20 protein-coding genes and 1 riboswitch are annotated in these 21,983 nt (G+C 42.5%); of the genes, 8 read left to right on the top strand and 12 right to left on the bottom strand.

Annotated elements, in window-relative coordinates; all coding sequences use genetic code 11:
* Positions 1-49 precede the first annotated feature (49 nt).
* A riboswitch (SAM riboswitch) is annotated at positions 50-154 on the bottom strand.
* A 52-nt stretch (positions 155-206) separates the two neighbouring features.
* Complete coding sequence (locus tag B1K52_RS06725) at positions 207-2,255, bottom strand: beta-galactosidase (RefSeq protein ID WP_306278117.1); 2,049 nt, start codon at positions 2,253-2,255, stop codon at positions 207-209.
* Positions 2,256-2,421: 166 nt separating this feature from the next.
* On the opposite strand from B1K52_RS06725, the gene B1K52_RS06720 reads away from it, so the two are divergent.
* From B1K52_RS06720 to B1K52_RS06710, 3 genes are read left to right on the top strand one after another with little or no spacing between them, the layout of a single operon-like run.
* Positions 2,422-3,594 carry a galactokinase gene (locus tag B1K52_RS06720; RefSeq protein WP_077306596.1) on the top strand — a complete coding sequence of 391 codons (1,173 nt, stop codon included), beginning with the start codon at positions 2,422-2,424 and terminating at the stop codon, positions 3,592-3,594.
* Between the two features lie 14 nt (positions 3,595-3,608).
* Positions 3,609-5,102: a UDP-glucose--hexose-1-phosphate uridylyltransferase gene (gene galT, locus B1K52_RS06715; RefSeq protein WP_077306594.1), complete on the top strand. Its 1,494-nt coding sequence runs from the start codon at positions 3,609-3,611 to the stop codon at positions 5,100-5,102.
* The gene (locus tag B1K52_RS06710; RefSeq protein WP_256855857.1) at positions 5,099-6,130 is read left to right on the top strand and encodes an aldose epimerase family protein; all 1,032 of its coding nucleotides are present in this window, start codon (positions 5,099-5,101) and stop codon (positions 6,128-6,130) included. Before galT ends, B1K52_RS06710 begins: the two co-directional genes overlap by 4 nt.
* A gap of 92 nt (positions 6,131-6,222) precedes the next feature.
* Here the strand turns inward: B1K52_RS06710 and B1K52_RS06705 are convergent, their stop codons facing one another.
* Both B1K52_RS06705 and maa read right to left on the bottom strand, forming a co-directional pair.
* Positions 6,223-7,362, bottom strand: coding sequence for an ROK family transcriptional regulator (locus B1K52_RS06705; protein ID WP_077306592.1), 1,140 nt, complete (start codon positions 7,360-7,362; stop codon positions 6,223-6,225).
* 71 nt (positions 7,363-7,433) lie between these two features.
* Positions 7,434-7,997 carry a maltose O-acetyltransferase gene (gene maa, locus B1K52_RS06700; protein WP_077306590.1) on the bottom strand — a complete coding sequence of 188 codons (564 nt, stop codon included), beginning with the start codon at positions 7,995-7,997 and terminating at the stop codon, positions 7,434-7,436.
* 103 nt (positions 7,998-8,100) lie between these two features.
* Here maa and B1K52_RS06695 point away from each other — a divergent pair, with 103 nt between their 5' ends.
* Positions 8,101-8,967 (top strand): N-acetylmuramoyl-L-alanine amidase, encoded by an 867-nt coding sequence (locus tag B1K52_RS06695; RefSeq protein ID WP_077306588.1) that lies wholly within the window; start codon positions 8,101-8,103, stop codon positions 8,965-8,967.
* Positions 8,968-9,064: 97 nt separating this feature from the next.
* A complete protein-coding gene (locus tag B1K52_RS06690; protein ID WP_077306586.1) occupies positions 9,065-9,412 on the top strand; it encodes a hypothetical protein in 348 nt (115 codons plus the stop codon).
* A 70-nt stretch (positions 9,413-9,482) separates the two neighbouring features.
* Here the strand turns inward: B1K52_RS06690 and B1K52_RS06685 are convergent, their stop codons facing one another.
* The 3 genes from B1K52_RS06685 to B1K52_RS06675 form a co-directional block, all read right to left on the bottom strand.
* On the bottom strand, positions 9,483-10,535 hold the full coding sequence (locus B1K52_RS06685) for a tetratricopeptide repeat protein (RefSeq protein WP_077306584.1): 1,053 nt from the start codon (positions 10,533-10,535) through the stop codon (positions 9,483-9,485).
* Positions 10,536-10,631: 96 nt separating this feature from the next.
* Complete coding sequence (locus B1K52_RS06680) at positions 10,632-11,135, bottom strand: GNAT family N-acetyltransferase (protein ID WP_077306582.1); 504 nt, start codon at positions 11,133-11,135, stop codon at positions 10,632-10,634.
* Between the two features lie 45 nt (positions 11,136-11,180).
* Complete coding sequence (locus tag B1K52_RS06675; RefSeq protein WP_077306580.1) at positions 11,181-11,573, bottom strand: YfmQ family protein; 393 nt, start codon at positions 11,571-11,573, stop codon at positions 11,181-11,183.
* Positions 11,574-11,727: 154 nt separating this feature from the next.
* Here B1K52_RS06675 and B1K52_RS06670 point away from each other — a divergent pair, with 154 nt between their 5' ends.
* On the top strand, positions 11,728-12,147 hold the full coding sequence (locus B1K52_RS06670; RefSeq protein ID WP_083731686.1) for a DUF4064 domain-containing protein: 420 nt from the start codon (positions 11,728-11,730) through the stop codon (positions 12,145-12,147).
* Between the two features lie 447 nt (positions 12,148-12,594).
* On the opposite strand, the gene brnQ is transcribed toward B1K52_RS06670, so the two are convergent.
* Positions 12,595-13,911, bottom strand: coding sequence for a branched-chain amino acid transport system II carrier protein (gene brnQ / locus B1K52_RS06665; RefSeq protein ID WP_077306575.1), 1,317 nt, complete (start codon positions 13,909-13,911; stop codon positions 12,595-12,597).
* A gap of 436 nt (positions 13,912-14,347) precedes the next feature.
* Entirely contained in the window at positions 14,348-14,962 is a 615-nt protein-coding gene (locus tag B1K52_RS06660) for a LysE/ArgO family amino acid transporter (RefSeq protein ID WP_077306573.1), read from the bottom strand.
* A 112-nt stretch (positions 14,963-15,074) separates the two neighbouring features.
* Here B1K52_RS06660 and B1K52_RS18405 point away from each other — a divergent pair, with 112 nt between their 5' ends.
* Together B1K52_RS18405 and B1K52_RS06655 are read left to right on the top strand one after the other, a co-directional pair.
* Positions 15,075-15,407: a winged helix-turn-helix domain-containing protein gene (locus tag B1K52_RS18405; protein ID WP_306278116.1), complete on the top strand. Its 333-nt coding sequence runs from the start codon at positions 15,075-15,077 to the stop codon at positions 15,405-15,407.
* Between the two features lie 68 nt (positions 15,408-15,475).
* Positions 15,476-16,516, top strand: a complete 1,041-nt coding sequence (locus B1K52_RS06655; RefSeq protein WP_306278115.1) for an aminotransferase-like domain-containing protein — start codon at positions 15,476-15,478, stop codon at positions 16,514-16,516.
* 89 nt (positions 16,517-16,605) lie between these two features.
* On the opposite strand, the gene B1K52_RS06650 is transcribed toward B1K52_RS06655, so the two are convergent.
* The 4 genes from B1K52_RS06650 to B1K52_RS06635 all read right to left on the bottom strand — a co-directional run bounded on the left by B1K52_RS06650 (position 16,606) and on the right by B1K52_RS06635 (position 21,922).
* Entirely contained in the window at positions 16,606-17,133 is a 528-nt protein-coding gene (locus B1K52_RS06650) for a GNAT family N-acetyltransferase (protein WP_306278150.1), read from the bottom strand.
* Between the two features lie 166 nt (positions 17,134-17,299).
* Positions 17,300-18,886: a putative bifunctional diguanylate cyclase/phosphodiesterase gene (locus tag B1K52_RS06645; protein ID WP_179106489.1), complete on the bottom strand. Its 1,587-nt coding sequence runs from the start codon at positions 18,884-18,886 to the stop codon at positions 17,300-17,302.
* Between the two features lie 107 nt (positions 18,887-18,993).
* Positions 18,994-19,701, bottom strand: a complete 708-nt coding sequence (locus B1K52_RS06640) for a hypothetical protein (protein WP_077306566.1) — start codon at positions 19,699-19,701, stop codon at positions 18,994-18,996.
* Between the two features lie 34 nt (positions 19,702-19,735).
* Positions 19,736-21,922: an alpha-galactosidase gene (locus tag B1K52_RS06635; protein ID WP_077306564.1), complete on the bottom strand. Its 2,187-nt coding sequence runs from the start codon at positions 21,920-21,922 to the stop codon at positions 19,736-19,738.
* Positions 21,923-21,983 lie beyond the last annotated feature (61 nt).

The raw sequence follows: 21,983 nt of genomic DNA, 5'->3' as shown, positions 1-21,983 counted from the left end.
AAAAAGCACACCCACGAGGATGTGCTGAACTGACAAATAATCTGCGAACGTCTCATCTATCAGGTGGCATCCACCCGCTGGAATTAGCACAGTATCATTGCGACCTGTTGCTGAAGCTTCATAGGGCCAGTCCCTCTGCTTCTCTGGATAAGATTATGGAATTGCATTTACAATATCAGCAGCTGTCAAAAATGTCAATAAAATCTTTAGAACTGTAACACTTTTACTTCATATGGTTTTAACAAGGATCGCCCTTCCAAAGAGCCTCCTTGGAGTACATCCTGGTAAGGCTGTTCTAATTCAATTGCTTTTTCACTTTCACTAAAGTTCATGATGAACACAAAAGTGGTGTTTGGATGGAAACGGACTTGAATGGATACACCTTCCTCTTTCCTAATGCGGACAGGCGCGACAATCTTCTCTTTTATCAGCAAATCCTCGTAAAAATCCTCTTGAAAGGCATCTTCAAGCCTAGCGCCAATGAAGTAAGCACTACCCTCTCCATAAGCGTGTTCGGTAATGGCAGGTGTTCCTGCATAAAAGTCTTTTTCATAGCTGCCAATTGCCTTGGCTCCATGAAGTTTCAATACAGTTGCATAGTCTTTTAATTCATACTGTTTTCCTTTGTACCGCACACTGTTGCGATCCTTCGGGTATAGTGTGTCTGTTTCAATAGGACGCAACCCAAAGATATCTGCAAGTTTCTCCTGCCAAGCACCGTGATGCACTAAATCATGCTCATCTGCTACACCGCTGATATAGGTCATCACGAGTCGACCACCTGCTTGCACAAACTTCTCTAGCTTTTCAGCGATTTTGTTTTCCATCATGTAGAGCATAGGCACAACCAAGAGCTTATACTTTTGAAAATCATGCGATTTCCCAATAACATCTACCGGAATATCACGTTTCCAAAAAGGCCGGTAATGCGCATGCATCGTATTGATATACTGTTTGGAATCCAACCCATAACCTTGCGCATCCTCCAGTGCCCAATCATTCTCCCAATCATAAAGCAAAGCCACTTCTGCCGTACGATGCGCGCCTGATAATCCTGCCAGCTTTTCCATGTTTGCACCAAGTTCTGCCACTTCGCGGAAAACGCGGCTATCAGGCGAGCGATCATGATCGACCACGGCTCCATGGAACTTTTCTGTTGACCCACGTGATTTACGCCACTGGAAGTATAAGATGCTATCCGATCCATGCGCAATCATCTGCATCGAGGAAAGTATATGCATACCAGGCCGCTTTGCTTTGTTCACCGGATGCCAGTTAACCATACTCGGTGTGTTCTCCATCAAAAGAAACGGCTGATCTTTCATTGTACGGTACAAGTCATCGATAAACCCTACCTTCATCGCTAGTTCAGCTGTTGTTTCCCAATCATTATGCCAAGTTGGATAAGCATCCCAGCTGATCACATCTATCTTATCGGCAAATCGGTTATAATCCAGACCTCGGAACGGTATTAAGTCGGGTGTGTCTGCCATAAAATTCGTCGTTACCGGAATTTCCGGTGTCAGTTCACGAATCGGAGCCATTTCATTTTCCATAAATCGGACAGTCTGATCAGTCACGAACCGCCGCCAATCCAAGCGCAGACCATGAACGCCATCCTCACCATTTGGCGAAGGAGATTCTACCTGTTCCCAGTCTGTGAATGTGTGGCTCCAAAACGGTCCCCACCATGCATCATTTAAAGCATCCAAACTACCATCGTAGCGATCTTTCAACCAGTCTCGAAAAGCTGTCTGACAGCGATCACAATGACAATCACCGCTGTATTCATTGGAAATATGCCATAACAGCAGCGCTGGGTGCCCCCCGTATCTTTCTGCTAACTTTCGATTTATGTTTTGTGACTTCTCTAAATAGGTAGGAGATGTGAAGCAATGATTATGCCTGCCTCCATGCAATTGTTTGACTCGAGCTGCATTAACCCGAAGAACATCTGGATACTTTTGTGACATCCAAGCCGGGCGAGCCCCGCTTGGGGTAGCCAGAATCACCTTTCCCCCAAAAGCATGAATATCATCAAAAATCTTATCCAGCCATTCGAATTTGTATATACCTTCCTCCGGTTCTAAAGCACTCCACGCAAATATACCAACAGAAAATGTATTCGTGTTTGCTGCTTGCATCAGTTGAATATCTTCTTTAAGAACATCAGAGTATTTCAGCCATTGATCTGGATTATAGTCTCCGCCATGAAGCAGAAATGGGGCATTTATTTTACTATTCTTATTTGTCACATCAGTTTCCTCCCGACTTAGTAAGCGTTTACAATATATGATACGCCAATCATCTGTATTCTCCTTCTTAAAAGAAGTAATCCTTGCTCCCCTCTTACGCATATAGTACACTAACATCAACTTAATTAATTAAATTAACAAAGTTTATCAAGGAGGTTTTATAACCATGAATCATTTTCCTAATTTGACAACTGAGTTCCAGAAAATCTTCCAAACGGCAGAAACACCTCGCCGCTTCTTTGCACCGGGCAGGATTAATCTAATTGGAGAGCATACAGATTACAATGGCGGCAATGTCTTCCCTGCAGCTATCTCTTATGGTACTTATGCTTTAGCAGCCAAACGCCAGGATAACTTACTGCGGTTCTATAGTATCAACCTCAATGAAAGCGGTATCATAACCTCTTCCTTGGAAGACCTGAACTATCGGGAGGAAGATGGCTGGGCGAATTATCCAAAAGGTATGCTGCTCTACTTACAGCAATACGCTAACAAAATGGACGCTGGCCTGGATATTCTCTTTTATGGAGATATTCCAAATGGTGCGGGTCTCTCGTCTTCTGCTTCTATTGAGCTTGTGACCGGTGTCCTGGCTGATCAGATGTATGAAATTGGGATGGATCGAATTCCCCTAGTTCAGATTGGACAGCGTGTAGAGAACGAATACATCGGTGTTAATAGTGGGATAATGGATCAATTCGCAGTGGGTATGGGGAAACAAGGGCATGCTATCTTGCTTGACTGTCAATCGTTAGATTACAAGCACGCCCCAGTAGATTTAACCGAACACATCATCTTGATTGCAAACACGAATAAACAGCGTACGCTATCAAGTTCGAAATATAATGAACGCCGATCCCAATGCGAAGCTGCTCTGCAAAACTTGCAGCAGGAATTGTCTATTCAAAGTCTCGGAGAACTCACACCGGAAGCATTCGAACAGCATCGTTCCCTCATTAGCGATCCAATCCACATAAAACGTGCGCGCCATGCTGTATATGAAAATAATCGAACACTCGAGGCTTTGAAGCAGCTGCAGAAGCATGATTTAACTGCTTTCGGGGAATTGATGAATGAGTCGCATCGTTCATTGCGGGATGATTATGAAGTGACTGGTAAGGAACTAGATGCACTTGTGGAGGCTGCCTGGTCACAACAAGGTGTTCTTGGAGCCCGCATGACAGGAGCCGGATTTGGCGGCTGTGCCATTGCGCTTGTTGAGAAAGACAAAGCAGAAGCTATTCAGGCAGGGATTCAGCAGCGCTATGAAGAAGAAATCGGATATAAAGCAACTTTCTATACAGCGACAATCGGTGACGGCGCTAAAGAATTAGCATAAAGGGTGTGAGATAGATGATTTATTCAGATATTGAAGCTTTATTGGAACAAACATGTCAGGAAGGTTTAATCAAGGAACGAGATAAAACGTATGTACGTAACCAGGTGATCCACTTGCTTGGAATGGACAATTATCCGATGCATAAGATCCTGACAAGTGAAGGCTCCATACCAGATCTAGTAGACCGTATTATTGAATACGCCGTTAATAATGAAATCATTGATAATGTGTTGGATGAAAAGGAGATGCTTGCTGCATCCTTAATGGATTGCTTCATGCCTCGCCCTTCCACTGTTCAGACACTATTTGATTACTATTATGACGAATCACCTGAAAAAGCAACCGACTATTTCTACAATCTAAGTAAAGATAGCAATTATATTCAAATGAACCGGATAAAGAAGAATATTTCTTATAAAACCCAAACAAAATACGGAGAGATGGATATTACCATCAATTTGTCAAAACCTGAAAAAGACCCGGAACAAATCAAACGTGAACGGATGATAAAGCAAGATGTTTCTTATCCTGCTTGTGTACTTTGCAAGGAAAATGAGGGGTACGCCGGAAGGATTGGTTATCCTGCGCGCTCTAACCACAGGCTCATTGAGCTCTCCTTGAAAGATGAAACATGGTATCTCCAGTACTCTCCATATGTGTACTATGAGGAACACAGTATTGTACTGTCAGAGGAACATCGCGATATGAAAATAAATGCAGATGCATTTGCCCGGTTGCTCGAATTTGTAGAGCAGTTCCCCCACTACTTTATTGGCTCCAACGCCGATTTACCCATTGTAGGCGGCTCAATTTTATCGCATGATCACTACCAAGCTGGAAGATACACATTTGCTATGACGAATGCCGAAGAAAAGTATACGTTTCATATTCATGCCCATCCTGATGTTAAAGCTGCCGTGCTCAATTGGCCTCTGTCTGTCATCCGCCTGCAAGCGAGTGACAAAGACAAACTAACAGAAGTTGCTGATAACATTTACTCGTTTTGGTATAACTATGATGATTCCGATGCAGAAATTCTGGCTTACACAGATAAAACACGTCATAACACGATTACACCAATTGCAAGGAAGCGTAATGATTTGTATGAACTAGATCTAGTATTACGCAACAATCGAACATCAGCTACGCATCCGCTCGGCATTTTCCATCCTCATGCAGATGTTCATCATATTAAAAAAGAAAATATTGGTCTGATTGAAGTGATGGGACTAGCGGTACTTCCTCCCCGACTTAAAGAAGAAATAGAAACAATCTATAAATTCTTATCCGGCGAAGTGAATGAAGTAGACCCCGCCCACCAGGAATGGGCGCAGGAACTACGCCATAAGCATGGCTTTCTGCACAACCAGCAATACGCTGAAGAAGTGGTGCGCAAAGAGTTAGGAGAAAAGTTCGTCCGCGTACTTGAGGATGCAGGTGTTTTCAAGAACGATGAAACTTTTCAGCGTTTTATCACCAAATTAAATCAGAAAGTGGTGTCGAATTGATCGAAAAAACTCCGCTCCAAGATAATTGGGTATTATACAAGGTTATCAATACAAACGGTATGAAACTTGAAGTACTAAACTTTGGAGGTATTATTACTTCATTAGAGGTTCCAGATAAGGACGGCAACCTGGAGAATATCGTGCTGAGTTATCGCAATCTAGAGGATTACAAAGAAAATCCGAACTACTTCGGTGCGCTTATCGGGCGAGTAGCTGGGCGTATAGAAGATGCCCAATTTGAGTTAGATGGAAAAGTCTATCAATTGCAGGCAAACGAAGGCAGTCATCATTTACATGGAGGTCCGCAAGGGTTTCATCAAGTTCTTTGGGAAGTAGAGACATTCGAGCAGGACCAGACAGCTGGCCTTCGACTTTCCTATACAAGTGCGGAAGGTGAAGGAGGTTACCCCGGCAAATTAAAAGTGGTCGTCACATACACGTTAACCGAGGATAATAAGTTCGCCATTCTTTATGAAGCGACGACAGATCAAGCTACACCTGTCACCCTAACCAACCATACCTATTTCAACTTGAGCGGCGGCTTAAAAAGAACAATTGCAGAGCAGCAAGCAATGGTTGCAAGCAAACAATTCACAGAGCTAGATGAAGAGCTCATCTCTACAGGAAAGCTGCTGGATACGGAAGGTTCTCCCTTCGATTTGCAATCGTTCAGGACACTAGGCGATATTTTCAGCACACCCCACGAACAACTCCAGCTTGCAGGAGGGGGAATTGATCATTATTTTCTTTTCTCTGCTAACGAGAAGCCGAAAGCTGGCTTATATGATCCCGAAAGCGGCCGGTTAATGACGATTGATTCCAATCAACCAGGTCTCGTTTTATACACTAGCAATGGTCTTGATAAGACCTTAGAGTTAAAAGAACGTCAGTCAGCGAAATATTTAGGGATTTGCTTTGAAACGCAAGCATTTCCTGCCAGTTTGCATCACAGCGGTTTTCCAGACATTATTTTACAGCCAGAGGAAACCTATCGAAAAGAAACTGTCTTCTCTTTTTCTATTAAATAGTGCCCCAAATCCATTTACCGGGATTGAATTCCCGGCAGAACAATCTTATCTACGCAAAACCCAAATAAGAGCACAGCTCGCTGCTGTGCTCTTTATACTGGAGCGAATAGTTCTTCCAGTACTAAGGCCACTGCACCAAGTGCTGTCGCCCGCTCTCCCAGTTCACTAATAAGAATCTCTGTGTTCGCTGCTGCACCCGTAAGCGCTCTCGCTTTTATCTCTTCTTCTAGCGTCGGAAGGAGATATCTCGCACTTTGCATGACACCGCCGCCAAGTATAATACGGTCCGGATTTAAAAGGTGAATCAAATTAATCAGTCCTATGCCTAGTATTCTGCCGGTTTCTTGCAAAATGTTTCTTGCTGCCGGACCGCCGCTAACAGCTGCCTGGTAGACAGCTTTTCCGCTTATCATTCCAGCTCGCTTGGCAATAGCCGGACCGCTGGCAAATGTCTGTAAACAGCCGCGATTTCCACATGCACATATTTCGCCATTAAGATCTATCGACATATGACCGAATTCGCCAGCAAGTCCTGCTGCTCCGTGAAGCAGCCTGCCTTGAATGATGATACCAGCGCCAATACCGCTTCCTATATTGACTGCAACGATTGTTTCACGTGCATCATACTTGCCAAACCATGATTCACCAAGTGCCATGGCGCGCGCATCATTTTCCACCTTAACAGGTACACCAAATACACTTTCCACTTCTTGCTTAATCGGTATATTATGCAGCTTTAAAATCGGAGCCACCTGTCCTATACCAGCCTCCGCGTCGACTACTCCGTGCATGGCTATGCCAATTCCCAAGATATGCTCTCTTTTCACTGAATAACTTTCAAGTAAATAATCAACAGCTTGTGACAGCTGCACAAGAAATTCATGATTAGTATGTACTTGAAGAACACGGGAAACAGTTCCAATCACCTCACCAGTAAGGGTTGTCAGTATACAATCGACTGTTTCCGGTCCGGCATCCACTCCGATCACAAATAATCCTTCCGTTCGGATACGGAGCATCTTCGGTTTCCTTCCGCCACTGGAAGAACCAAGCGTACTTTCCACCACTAATCCTTGTTCCATCAATTCCTTGACGATTGTACTTACAGTTGGCGGCGTCAGGCCTGTCTCCTTGGCAATCTCAGCCCTTGATATCGGGGCTGCTAAACGAATCTTATTCAATATTAATGATTTATTTACTGTTTTCATTAATTGAAACGTACCACGCTGCATATGAACCGCTCCACTTTTTTGATACTCCGAGTATAGCATGTTTACACTGACGCCAGCTTCTCACAAAAATCTCAGACCTCAATTACTTTTATCGTTTTCGCCGGATTCCCTCCAACTACTGTATTGGCAGGTACATCCTTCGTCACAACTGCTCCTGATGCAATGACAGCGTTATGTCCAATGGTTACGCCAGGATTGATGATGGCACGTCCGCCAATCCAGACATTATCACCAATGGTTACCGGCTTGCCCAGCTCGTATCCGGAGTTACGCTCCACAGGATGAAGCGGATGAGTTGCTGTGTAAATGTGCACACCTGGAGCAAGCATACAATTATCCCCGATTTTAATCTCACAAGTATCCAACATCACACAGTCAAAGTTCGCATAAAAGTTCGCTCCGAGATGAATGTTGTATCCATAATCACAGCGAAAAGTAGGTTCAATATAAGCACTGCTGCCTACCGAAGATCCAAAAATTTGTCCGAGCAGATCTGCTCGTTCCGCTTGCTCATAGCTCGCCGAATTATTGTAACGCCTAACCAGCTCCCGAATTTCCATACGCCTATCAGTTAATTCCTGATCAGATGGCCGGTAAAGCTCACCAGCAACCATCTTTTCTCGTTCTGTCTTCATTCCCTCTCTCCTCTCTATTATTCTTACAGATTAGATATCTGATGTTATAAAACTCTTAAACGATGTCCATACTGTTTCTATTATATCGCAAAGGAGAATTACGATGCATACCGCCATTAAAGTTGCTCTACCTATTCTTTTTATACTCGTTGCTATTCTCTTCATCTTGCCAACACAGGCAGACGCCAGTACCTCCCAAACGGGACAGACAACAGCAAACTTAAACATTAGAGCAGCTCCAACTACAGACGCTGCTATTCTCGGAAAATTCCCGGCAGGTACACAGTTTCAATATATTGATAGAGGTGATGGCTGGGGGCAGATTACAGTTAATAGTCAAACGGGATTTGTCAGCTTGGATTATGTAACATCTGTAGAAAAGCAGGCAGCACCTGCTCCTGAAGAATCGACTGAATCGACTGAACCAACTCACCACCCTATCCGGAAGATTGTCATTGATCCAGGACACGGCGGCAAAGATCCCGGAGCCACTGGAAACGATACAGTAGAGAAATCGATTGCATTATCTATTTCCCAGAAACTGCAGCATCAATTGCTTCATAACGGTTTTGATGTAAAAATGACACGCAGTGATGATATCTTTATTCCATTAGCAGACCGCGCCAATATATCAAATAACTGGGGAGCAGATCTTTTTGTCAGTGTGCATGCCAATAGCGCAACCACTTCTGCAGCACATGGTTTAGAATCATATTATTACGGGGCCAGCAGCAGCGGGAAGCAGCTAGCTTCCAATATTCAAACAGCTCTTGCAGCCAATACAGACAATGGTGACCGCGGCACACGCAGTGCTGACTTTTACGTATTACGGCACACATCCATGCCAGCAGTTCTTGTAGAAACTGGATTCATCTCAAATTCAGCTGATGCCATTCTCCTCAAAGACACAGGCTATCAAGACAGAGTTGCAAATTCTATCGCTGACGGTATTAAAAATTATGCAAGTTAAAAAAGACTGCTCATGGAGCAGTCTTTTTTACATAATATTCACACTTCTCGTTCTGTATAAATGTATAATCAGTAAAAAGGAGGGAGGAGGGAATAAATTGAAGTATCTATTTGATTTCATTCTAGCCATAATGCTTACCGGACTGTCTTATTATATAGGCAGCTTACTTTTTCGGCATGGATTGCCAATCTGGCAGACACTCATCATCGGCTTTTCTGTCGTCAGCCTGGGCGCTTTAACGGAGGCTCTCGGGGCACCTATCTGGCTCATTGTATTAGTTCCTTTTCCGGTTGGAATGCTGCTATTGTACGTATTCCTGCAAGTCCCAATCCCAAATTGGTTCCTCACCTATGCGACGACACTTGCTTTATACACCGTGATACACATTCCAATGAGCTATTTCTTCCATTTTCACAGCTTAATTCCAGCTTGGAAACTATCTTAATACGGAAAAAGGAGATTGCCCCTCGGGCATCTCCTTTTTCCAACACGTCTTTTCACACACGCACATTTATTTATTTTAAAGCCAACAAGTAGTATCGTGATGCTTTTTCGAAATCCCGATGGTCTGTATAATACTTTGCAAACTGCTCTGCAAAATGACGTACTTTATGGTTGTCTTGAATGGACTGAAAATACTCAATCCCTTCCCGCCAAACGCCTTCAAGGCTATCTTGGTCCACATATTGCTTATGAAGCATGGCAAACATCCATTTATACGCATCATCGTCACGTTCTTTGCTTAGCGTAAAGCCTTCTGCAAAGTACTGGATAGCACGTTCTTTCAGACCCAGGCGAAAACTGCATTCGGTTACGTAATAAAGACTCTTTATATAATAGTTTGGATGCTTGTAGTCCATCGATTGCTCCATATGAAAAATCGCCTTCTCCAACTGATTCTGCTTGAAATAAAGCACACCAAGATTATGGTGCACATATAACGGCAGCTTTAATTCAGACTGCGACGCATCGTGCTCTAATGATGCTTGAAACAGTTCTTCTGCTTTGCGGAAGTTGGCTGATTCCATGTAATTCAAACCCTGGAGCAAGCGGCACTTAGCAACCTGTAAATCTTGTTTGTAGCGCAAAGCCGCTTCAATTGCTTTATCCGCATTTAAAACCGAGAAGGCAGTCATATTCATGTGGTAGTACGTATTCGCCAATTTATAATAGAAATCAGACACTTCTCGATGATCAATTTGCCCTGATAAAAATGACTCTGCACGTTCATATTCGATAATTGCCTCTTGAAGATTGGTTTGTCGGTAAAGTAATAGCCCTTTAAAGAAATGATAATAATAAAGATTTTCGCTGGTGAGCGCAAATGCATCAGCAACACCTTCCAAAAGTTGCTCGCCTTTTTCTAAATTACCTTTTAGCGTTTCCAAGCGGGCATCGTACAGCATACTCCTTGCAAGCAGTTTCTCGTCACGAATAACCATTTCCTTTTCAGCTATCTTAAATCGGACATGCTCAGCAGCTTTTATCTGTTCTGACTTGATATTTTCATACAAATCATCAAGCAGCACGGTAAACGTTTCTGTTTGTTTCAAATCTGTCTGGTGCATTGGCTCACCCTCCTTCTATTCATAGGAATCATCGGTTGGTTAACGGTAATGTTTAGGAGTTAGAATGAAAAAAGACCCACCAAGTGGTGAATCGGATTATAGCAGCTTTTTCCCGTATATTCGAAATGCTTTATCACTCGGATAAAAGGAGTCTTTCAGCAATCCCCAGCCATTCCGTTCGTATAGACGAATTGCTCCGGTATTTTTCTCTCTAGTTGTCAATACAGCAGTTGCATTAGAAACACCGGCAAGTAGCTGCATTAGCAGCGATGTTCCAATTCCTTGTCCGCGCAATGTTGGTGACACTATTAACTCTACTAATTCAAAGCAATCTTCGAGCCAAGAGGATCTGCCATTCTCCTGCAGCGCCGGATGCAATAAATCATGATAATATTGTCCCGGTTTCGAGGTATATCCATATACCAACCCTACTATATTACCTTTTTCGTCTAGCTGTACAAGTCCACGATATCCAGGATACGTACTGTGGCGTACAAAGCGAGGGGCAATCGTCGTATCCTCCACTTGCCATGCTTCTTGGTAAAAAGCTGCCGCCGAAACAATTAGCGGAGAATCTATGATTAAGTTTTTTAGTGTCATCAGGCTCACATCCGTTTCCTGTTTCTATCCATTATAAAGGAAACTCTAATCGGTGTGCACCTGTCTTTGCATGAACTCAGAACGTAAACTATACGCATAAACTTTTTTCTTTCTATATTTAAAAACATCTACCCTGTCTGCATAAGGGTAAAGATAATAACGCTCATTAATCGCTTCAATCTCATATGGGATTCCTTCAGGAGCTGGCGGATAGTAATACTTTTCGAGAAAGTTAGACTCGTTAAAAGCATCCAATAGACGCTGTTTCTCCTCATCCAATAAGACCTCTCCATCTTTTTTAACGGAAACATCATATGATAACGATGGGTGAAGCTGAAATCGTTTGCCTATTCTTTCAACGACAGCACTCGGGGCAGAAGCAGCCAAGATCTTAATCAGACTAGCAACAATCAGTACAACAATAAAAAACCACGACATATGATCGCCTCAATTCAATTTAATCCTGCTAATGATACCACATTTCCTGCCACGTCCACTTATCCAATTTTGACAAGTAATTGACAGATACGTCTTTGGTTCTATTTCATCAGTCGCTAGCTGCGTTTATACTGGAAAAAGGAGGTGAACAATCTTGAAAACTTCTAAAACCTTAACAATTATTGCACTCACATTATTGCTTCTTGTTTTTATCGGAAGTCTCATATTCACAATCACACTGCCACAGAACAAGTCTATGGAACAAGCCGTGACGACGTTTTTGGAAGATGACCCGAAATATCAGCGACAGTTGGAGGCAGGAGAAGCTCCTTCTATTTCCCTCACCAAAATGGCAGCTGAAACTATGTCGATACTGCAAATTTTCTTCGTAATCCCTACCGTTTATATCGCAATTATCTGTTTAATTATATTGGTTGGTTTCCTATTAATTGCCAATAAACCGGATGCTGCTCGCTTTACCTTATATAGCGCAGCAATCCTATCTTTACTAACAATTATTGTCCCTATCTTATTGTTTATCGCCGGCGGGAAGCTCAGAAACCAACCAGCATAAGAAAAGAGAGCGGGACAAAACAAGATTAATTCATCCTAAAAGCGAACGATAACTAGATCCATACTTTTTAATGCAGCTCTCTGACGGCTGCTGCCTCTCCAACATTAGCTGTTATCGTCGGACAAGAATGGCTTTTGAAGTAGACACCGACAAGAAAATCGCTATCTATTTTCGAGGAGTCTACTTATTCTACCTACACGAATGAAGGTTTCCCATCACACAAATCAGCGTAGGAAATACACGGAGACTCCCGCGGGAAAAAGGCCTCGGTGAAACCCCGCGGTGCTTTAGCACGAGGAGACTCACCAGCCGCCCGCAGGAAAGCGGAGTGTATTTCCGAAGCGATGCTCTCATCTCCGTTTCCAATGCAAAAAATCCAAACAATGCAGTATTGTTTGGATTTTTATATAGCTAAAACAGTTATGTCCCAGCCTCGTTCTCTTCTTCTTATTTTCTAAGCTGAGACACAAGCAGTCCAAGCAAGCCTCCTAAGATGGAAGGCACTAGCCATCCAAGACCTACATCATAAAAAGGCAAGATCTTCGTGAAAAGATCATTTACTGCTGCCACTTGCAGGCCAGCCTCATTTAAACCATCAAAAATACTCACACAGAATGTCAGTACAAGACTGCCGATGTATACTCCTCTTCTCCCTTTAAATAGTGAATGAAGAAATGTTAGGAACACTAGACTAATCGTAATCGGGTAGATCGCCATCAATATCGGAACAGAGATAGATATCAATTCTGTAAGCCCAACAGTTGAAACAATCGCACTAAAGATAGACAAGATGACTGCGAAAGTCCTATAAGAGATACGCGGCATTAGCTCATGGAAGAAAGTTGAACAGGATGTAATTAAACCAACACTCGTTGTCAGGCAGGCAACTGTAATCATTAGACCGAGGAAAATTTGCCCCCAAGAACCGAAGTAATGGTTAGAAACATCAGCCAAAATTTCGGCCCCATTATTCAAATAACCAAGTTCACTGACACTGGAAGCTCCCATAAAAGCAAGTGCTGTATAAATTACACCTAAGACAACAGCTGCCAGGCCAGTTGCTAGTAAGCAAACCTTCATAACTGTTGCTTTTTTCGTTATTTCTTTACCTCTGATTGCATTAACAATGATAATCCCAAAAACACATGCTACAAGCGCATCAAGTGTTAAATAACCTTCTTGGAATCCATTAAAGAAAGCATTGCTCGTATACGCACTTGTCGGTGCCTTAAATTTCCCGATTGGGTATATGATTGCAACTAGCACAAGCAAGCCAATAAACGTTAACTTGATTGGCGTTAAGAATTTCCCGATTATATCAATAATCTTCGTCGGGTTTAAAGACAATAAACACGTGATCAAAAAGAAAATAATAGAGAAAACAATTAATGGAAACGGCCCAGGATCTGCAGACAAAAACGGCTGCTTCAAGCCAATCTCATAAGATACGTTCCCCGCACGCGGAATTGCAAAGAACGGCCCGATAGCAAGATATAAAATAACCGTGTAAACAATTCCGAAAACAGGGTGGACTCTGCTGGATAATGACATAAGATCTTTCTCACCCGAGAAAACGAAAGCAATTATACCAATTAAAGGCAGTCCAACACCTGTTACAAGAAACCCTGCATTTGCTACCCATATATTTTCACCAGCTTGCTGCCCTAGCATCGGCGGAAAAATTAAATTTCCTGCTCCAAAGAATAAAGCAAAAAGCATCAAGCCAAGCATGACCGTAAATTTACCTGGTACTTTCTGTGACACGCAAAAAACCTCCAACTAACTATTCGAAAAGTCTGATAAATAACACAATAAAAGTCTGACTTTTGTCAGAATTTCTGACACAATAGAAGCTAGTATAATACTGAACAGGGTAACATTCAAGGAGTTTTTTTAAGGAATTTTCTGCAAGTATCCTTGATATTATATTTATGCATACCGTTGTTGAACTGGCTGATTATCATATCTTTTGTTAATCTGACTACTTTTTTTATGAAAACAGTATGGTCAAATTCCCGTTATTCTAACCTATAGTACCCTGTGGCTTCTCCCATCAACTGAAAACACAGAATGATTTTTTTACACAAATCAATGAAATCAATAGCTAATTATCAAATTAAAAAAGCCGAACAATTCTGGGTTTTTCCTCAGAATTACTCGGCTTTTCACATAGGCAAATCATCATCATTTTATATTGTTTTTATAACGCATTTATAAACCTCACGAGCATCAGGATAGCCATTATCCATATCAGTCCTGCTGATACACGATTGAGTACCACTATTATCTTGCCTTGTTTATCTAAACTTCCTACCAGCCTCCCTGCAGCTGCTAATCCAATGAACCAGATCCACGAAACAAGGATGCAGGCAATGGTGAATGCCCATTTTTCCGTTCCGGTATATGCCAATGAACTTGTCCCAATAACACCAACAATATCTAAAATAGCATGCGGATTTAATAAGGAGACAGATATGGCAAAAGCGATCTGCTTACGAAGCGGAAAACGTTCTTCTCCTGCGTGGGTATTGTTCGGAGCTGACTTCCATAAGCTATATCCTATATAAAAAAGAAAACAAGCTCCTACTCCGTATAATACAACTTGAATCCATGGAACACTCCATACGAGTACAGAAATTCCACTAACTGCTATGGAAATCATAATTGTATCTGCCATTCCTGCAGTAATTACAGCAGGTAAGGTATACATCCATCGCTTTTGAATAATCCCTTGATTGAATAAAAATACATTTTGAGCTCCTAAAGGCAAAATGAGTCCGAATGCCAGAAGGATGCCGTGCAAAATTGGTTCCATTTTATCTCCTTTCCTTTCTTAGCTGATAATACAAGAGTACAATTACATTGTCGCCATCCAATTGGTTGGTTTTAAACCAACCAATTCGCTATATTAAAAAGGGAGGGATAATATGCTGCAGATAGATTGGGCACCAAATCGAGACTTACATATACCTTTGCACGTACAAATTATTCATTATATAAAAGAGAAAATTAAAAATGGCGAATGGCCTCTTGGTACTGTACTGCCTTCGCAGCGAAAATTGGCAGCTCTATTCAACGTGAACCGCAGCACCATTGTCAGTGCTTTCGAGGAATTGGCTGCAGAAGGCTTACTGGAATCAAAAAAAGGTAGCGGAACGACAGTTAGAAATACAACATGGAATTTGCTTGGAGCAGCTTCTCTTGACTGGCAAGGTTATGTCCGCACTGGCATGCACGAGCCGAATGTGAAACTCATATAAGCGATCAATCATGCGGAAGCTGACCCATCCTTTATTCGTTTAGGCACTGGAGAGCTATCGCCAGACTTGTGCCGAATCAAGAAATCACTAAGCTTCTGCAGAACGCACACAGCCTGTCTCTAGGTTATTCCGAACAGAAGGGCAGCTACGCTTTGCGGCAGCAGCTGAGTCATTTTCTGAAAAATCGAGATATCCATGTTTCTCCCTCAGCTATTCTTATTACGTCAGGAAGCCTCCAGGCACTTCAATTAATAGCGGGAGGGTTACTAGCAAAAGGATCAACTATTCTCTATGAATCCCCTTCGTATATTCAATCGGTTCCTGTCTTTGAATCAGCAGGAACAGTGACTGTCGGGTTAACTGGGAAAGACGCCATCACACAGCAAATACACAAACATTTGCGGACAAGTGATGCTGCCTTATTTTATGCCAACCCAACATTTCACAATCCAACAGGACGAATATGGGATTTGGCAGAACGACAGCAATTATTAGCAACATGTCAGCAGCTTTCTCTTCCGATTATTGAAGATGATGCTTATTATGATTTATGGCTAGATACACCACCTCCACCGCCTCTTAAAGCATTGGATTCTCAAGGAACTGTCCTGTACATGGGCACCTTCTCCAAATCAATGAGTCCAGGTCTGCGCATTGGCTGGGTAGCAGGACCTGAACCCGTTATTAATAGATTAGCTGACAGTAAAATGCAAACCGATTATGGCGCGAGCAGCATCTCCCAGTACGTGGCAGAACAATGGCTGTCTACAGGAATCAATGTACAAGTGACCGAAAGAATCCGGTCAGCTTTAAAAGAACGGCGAGATAAAGTATTGCGTTACTTGGATGCTTACTTCACGCCTATCGCCACTTGGGAGCGACCAGCGGGAGGCTTTTATATCTGGTTAAAAATGCACCAATCCATTCCCATTAATACACTGTTTGAAAAGGCATTTCAGCAAGGGATCCTGCTCAACCCTGGCCAGATATACGAAAGAAACAATACGCAGCATCTCCGTATTTCCTATGCTTACGCTTCGATGGACCAAATGCAGTATGGATTGAAGAAGCTGGCTGAATTTATTAGGGATTTGCAGAAGATCCTCTAAATCAATGTAAAAGTGATTCGTTCCGTAATAGAAAAAGCCTGTATCTTAGATTAGCAAGAAATCATCGATACAGGCTTTACATTATCTATTCAAATAGTTGGACGAGAATGCGAATTCATATAATATACAAGGTGGTCAGTCCACCCATCATCTTCTAGAATAAATCCTTTTCTTGTACACTCATACTTCATTCCTACACTCTCTGCCAAATGGAATGAGACGTCGTTATCAACAGCTATGTGGGCTTCAATACGGTGGAAATCTAAATCGTCATAGGCAATTTTAAGCGCTTCTTGCACCGCTTCCTTGCCATAGCCGTTTCCCCAATGCTGATTATGTATGGTGTAACCAATTCTAGCCCATTGAAAATGCATCCTTGCTAAAGTAGAGAAATCCACCATTCCTAAGTGTGTGCCATCTGATTTGTGAAAAACACCGAACACATGAGCGATATCGCTCACTGCCTTCTTTTGATGTTGATCCACTAGGTCAAGGAACCATTCTTCTGTACATTCACTCATATCAATTCTTCCAGGATCGTGTCTATGTCTAGATGGAAATCTGCTATTGAATTCATGAAGCCAATTCTTATAATCATTTTGTTGTAGCGGTCTCACTATCAATCTCTCTGATTCAGACACAACATCAAACCTTTTCCCTTCAGGTAACAATGTGACATCTCCTCTTCGTTTCCATATAAGTAAAACTTGGTTTATTCATACGAGCCCAGTTAGTTTCCATAAATAACACATGTTTCAATACATATCTAATTGCTATTACAATTTATCCAAGCCATCTCAACCGAAATTCCTCCGCGGCAACCGGCTTTCCAATAAGATACCCCTGCACAAACGTACAGCCCTTCTCTTTCAGGAAATGGAGTTGTTCCTGTTCTTCTACACCTTCGGCAATCACATCCAACTCTAGTTGATTGGCCATAACCAAAATAGTCTCTACGAGTACTCTGTTATTTCGATTCTGCATCATATCGTAAACAAATGCTCGATCAATTTTCAGCGTATGCACAGGAAGACGCTGAATATATTGAAGGGAGCTGTAGCCTGTCCCAAAATCATCAATGCTCATTCGTACACCAAGCTGACTAATATGTGCGAGAACAGCAATAGCATGAGCGTCACAAAACGGAATATTTTCTGTAATCTCAAGCTCTAAATAAGCCGGATCCATATCAAATTCACGCAGCGCCGCCTCAAGCTCTGCTACAAATTCAGGATGGAGAAATTGATTAACAGAAATATTTACAGCCAGACTGATAGGTTCGTACCCTTGGTCTCTCCAATCATGCCACTGTCTGCACACTTCCCGAATCAGCCAATTACCGAGGCGTACAATGAAACGGGACTCCTCAGCTAACGGGATAAATTGGTTCGGCGGCAGCAGACCTTGCTTCGGATGATTCCAGCGCATCAGCACCTCTGCTCCTGCTACTGTATCTATGTCCAGACGATACAGCGGCTGAAAGTGAAGAAGGAACTCCCCTCTTTCAAGCCCGTAACGCATTTCTTTTTCCATTTCGAGTTTCGATTGTTCCACAGGATGGAGCGATTCATCGTAAAATAGCCAGCGCTTCCCAGGACTCTTTTTTGCTGCGTACATTGCGATGTCTGCTTTTATTGTGAGCAGCTCTACATCTTTGGCATCCTTTGGGTAAGAGCTGATTCCGACACTTGCTGATACAAACACTTCTTTCCCATGCAAATGAAATACTTGTTCAAGCGCTTGTACTAGCTCATCTACTGCCGCTTCAACCTTACGTACATCCGTAGACGGCAGTAAGATTAAGAACTCATCTCCACCCTGGCGAAAAACTCTTCCTTCTAACTTGATATTCGCTTGTAAACGTTCTGCCACCTGCCTTAGCAGCAAATCGCCAACGCCATGATTCATTGTGTCATTTACCCACTTGAATCGATCCATATCTATAAACAGCAAAGCAAAATTCTTGCTGTTTGCAGCCCATTCGGCCGCCACTCTATCAAACTCACGACGATTTGGCAGTCCCGTTAAAGGATCATGTCCTGCCAAAAACTTTGCTTGTTCAGTAGAGTTTTCGAGTTCTTTGTTCTTTTGCAGTAATTCCTCTGTCCGCTGCAACACCTTCTCTTCTAGCTCCAGCACTAGCCTTCGATTTTCAAACATCGTATACATCTGGCGAGACATGATCAGCAAGGTAGAAACGATACATCCGAGTGCAATTAAATCAAAGCCATCTTTTCTCACTACAATAACTGCAAGCAATAAAAGTACACTAATGGTAGAAAACCATAAACGAAAGGAAAATAATGATTTACTAACATCAGCTGCCGGCTCTTTATGAAAAACGACCGCGTCTAATTCTTTTGTATACATTGCTGCACTGCCAACCAGTACCAAACCGACAATCCATAATAAATCGATTAAATGTCCGTCAAAATACGATTGCTCGGATAGGAGGTACAAGTAACTTGTGTCAGCGATTAGAAAAACAATAAAACCGGCACATACAATACTTTCGACAAATATTGAAAGCTCAGTGCATTAAACACGCTTACCACAAAAAACAAAATGATAAGATCTCCAACTGGGTAACTCAATCCAATTATCTGCGAAAACAACCCTAATTCATTTGTTTCGTCCCATAATGGATGCAGCAAGAACTCCCAGCTTAGACTGGCTGCAGCAACAATGATAATAACCGCGTCATATACCATTTGATAAAAGGTAACTTCTATTGGCCGCTTCCGAATTAATTGTAAGAAGGCTAGTAAATAAAAAATCGTCATGAGATTCCAAACTACATCTGCTGCCAATGTGAGAGACGAACTCACTTCTACGTAAAAATATTGGATATTCCAAAGAATGGTTGCAATTAAGTAGCCTATTATTGCAATAGACAAGTGAAGCCAAAATAGCCTTAATGCCGTGTTAGAAGATTTATATGCCTGAAAAGTCCAATAAGCAGGAAAAGCAGTTCCAATTACTTGGAAGACAGCTGATCCGGCTGCAAGAACACTTGATGACGCAAATAAAAGCAGAAAGATAGCATAAGCGACCAAAAATGCAGCAATTAAAGTTGTATGCACAAAGTAGTTTCCATCTCTATTTCTTGCCAAATATAACTTCTCTCCTTGATAAAAAGAATAGTTAAAGTATACGATAACCTCTGCAGATTTTATATACTTCATCAAAAAAGCCGCCTTTATAAGGCGACTTTTCATCTTATTCCGTTCTTAAATACCATGTATGACTTACAAAGTCTCCTTTAAGGGCTGTTGGTATTCTGATTCCGCTATATTCCAGCTCTTCACCACTATACACTTCGTCTGTTCCCCATACAGAATAATCCTTTGATAGATCCAGCCCTTTCACCCGCAGCACAGCAAGCGGAGCGGCTGGCTCTGCAAGTACACGGTAATAACAGACATAGGCCTCCGATTTATCTTCATTGACAAACATCCAAGCTGTCTCATTTCCCTCAAAAGGACTTTTCAAGCGATAGAATTGTCCAAATTGAACGAGACTCCGAATTTCCTTATAAAACTCTATTTGCTGGCTGACAACTTGTTTCTCCTCTTTACTGAGTCTTGTGAGATCCAGTTCGTAGCCAAGATTACCAGCCATTGCTACATCCCCGCGCATCGTCAAAGAAGTAGAGCGGTGTACCTGGTGATTTGGAACATCAGATACGTGTGATCCCATCGATGCAACTGGATAAAGCAGACTGGTAGCATATTGAATTTTAAGCCGGGACACCGCATCTGTATTATCACTCGTCCACGTTTGCGGCATGTAATACAAAATGCCCGGATCATAACGTCCGCCACCCCCGGAACAGCTTTCAAACAAGATATGTGGAAAGCGAGAGGTGAGCATCTCCATCACTTCATAAACACCAAGCATGTGTCGATGTGCTGTCTCTCGCTGCCTTTCTGCAGGAAGAGATGCTGATCCTACTTCTGATAGATGACGATTCATATCCCACTTTACATAACCAATTGGTGCGCTGCTAAGGATATCAGATACGCGCTTGATAATTTCCTTTCGAACATCCGCCCGGGAAAAATCAAGGACAAGCTGATCACGACTTTCTGTTCGGTAGCGATCCGGAACATGCAAACACCAATCCGGATGCTCTCGGTACAGCTCACTATCTACTGATACCATCTCTGGTTCAAGCCAAAGACCAAACTGCATTCCGAAATCGTTCACCCGCTTCGCCACGTCTTCCAGCCCATTCGGCAGCTTCTTTTTATCAACAAACCAGTCTCCCAGAGAAGTAGAATCAGAGTTTCGGTTCCGGAACCAGCCGTCATCCAGAACGAACAATTCAATTCCTAACTCACTGCCCGCTTTCGCGATTTGCTCAATTTTATCGGCATCAAAATCAAAGTACGTTGCTTCCCAGTTATTGATAAGAATAGGCCGTTCCTTATCTTTGTGTTCCCCTCTTACAAGATGCTGCTGGTAAAAACGATGCAGCGTATCAGACATAGCGCCAAGACCCTTCGAGGAATACACGAGGACAGCTTCAGGTGTCTGGAATGTTGCTCCAGGTTCTAACAGCCATGAGAAATCGAATGGATTAATCCCGAGTGTCACACGCGTTGTTGCAAATTGATCAACTTCCGCCTGCGCAAGAAAGTTTCCACTGTAAACCAAGTGAAAGCCGAACACTTCCCCGTAATCCTCTGTTGTGTGCTTTTCCATTAAACCGATAAATGGATGCTGCTGGTGGCTGCTCGCTCCACGCGTACTTTCGGCAGATTGTATACCCGCTTGCAAGGAGCGCTTTTCCATATGCCGCTCTTTCCCCCATGCACCAGGAAACGTTAGCATATCAAAATCAGACCGGCGAAAATCAACACTAACACTGGAGGCCTGCAACAGCTTTAGCTTTTGTTTGCCTTTGTTGTGGAACTGTACTGACCTTGTTACCACATCATAGTTGCTGAAGACGGTATATAATAACTGCACTTCCAAGCCTAAGTATTCATCCTGCATCACAAGTTCCAGCGTTTCTGCATCTGCTTGACCCGCATAGGTCGCTGGCAGTGCTGTTAGCTTTGGTTTTCCGCTATAAATACGATGTGACTTGTACCGTAAATCAGTTACAGTTGATCCATTTTCCAGTTGAATATGATAAGCCGGCTTCCGAAAATCCGAGTTACCATACTGCGGATACTCCTGAGGCAAGTTATCTAAAGAAAACGTTCGATCACGATAATAAGGATTTGGTGAAAAGGAACGATCTATGTATTGCTGTCGATTGCTATTTCGAAACTTCCGGATTTTTCTCCCCCAATACTGGTGCGTTACATAGCCATCCCGCTCCAGCTGTATGACATAACTAGTCGCCTTTCCTTGCAGGTGAAAAATACGCTGTTTCTCATCGAATTGAATTCCCATCAACCAATACCCCCTCAGGCTTTATACTATAAATGAGTCTGGCATTTATAACTGTTCTTAT

Source organism: Terribacillus halophilus, from assembly GCF_900162685.1.
Lineage (GTDB): Bacteria > Bacillota > Bacilli > Bacillales > Amphibacillaceae > Terribacillus > Terribacillus halophilus_A.
The sequence above is the reverse complement of the archived record's forward strand: the minus strand, read 5'-3'. Positions and strand labels throughout refer to the sequence as shown.

Coding starts and splice junctions, on each gene's coding strand:
- B1K52_RS06720 (WP_077306596.1), top strand. CDS start 2,422: ATGAATCATTTTCCTAATTTGACAACTGAGTTCCAGAAAATCTTCCAA.
- galT (WP_077306594.1), top strand. CDS start 3,609: ATGATTTATTCAGATATTGAAGCTTTATTGGAACAAACATGTCAGGAA.
- B1K52_RS06705 (WP_077306592.1), bottom strand. CDS start 7,362: ATGCAGCGTGGTACGTTTCAATTAATGAAAACAGTAAATAAATCATTA.
- maa (WP_077306590.1), bottom strand. CDS start 7,997: ATGAAGACAGAACGAGAAAAGATGGTTGCTGGTGAGCTTTACCGGCCA.
- B1K52_RS06695 (WP_077306588.1), top strand. CDS start 8,101: ATGCATACCGCCATTAAAGTTGCTCTACCTATTCTTTTTATACTCGTT.
- B1K52_RS06685 (WP_077306584.1), bottom strand. CDS start 10,535: ATGCACCAGACAGATTTGAAACAAACAGAAACGTTTACCGTGCTGCTT.
- B1K52_RS06680 (WP_077306582.1), bottom strand. CDS start 11,135: ATGACACTAAAAAACTTAATCATAGATTCTCCGCTAATTGTTTCGGCG.
- B1K52_RS06675 (WP_077306580.1), bottom strand. CDS start 11,573: ATGTCGTGGTTTTTTATTGTTGTACTGATTGTTGCTAGTCTGATTAAG.
- B1K52_RS06660 (WP_077306573.1), bottom strand. CDS start 14,962: ATGGAACCAATTTTGCACGGCATCCTTCTGGCATTCGGACTCATTTTG.
- B1K52_RS18405 (WP_306278116.1), top strand. CDS start 15,075: ATGCTGCAGATAGATTGGGCACCAAATCGAGACTTACATATACCTTTG.
- B1K52_RS06645 (WP_179106489.1), bottom strand. CDS start 18,886: ATGTATACAAAAGAATTAGACGCGGTCGTTTTTCATAAAGAGCCGGCA.
- B1K52_RS06640 (WP_077306566.1), bottom strand. CDS start 19,701: ATGAAGTATATAAAATCTGCAGAGGTTATCGTATACTTTAACTATTCT.
- B1K52_RS06635 (WP_077306564.1), bottom strand. CDS start 21,922: ATGGGAATTCAATTCGATGAGAAACAGCGTATTTTTCACCTGCAAGGA.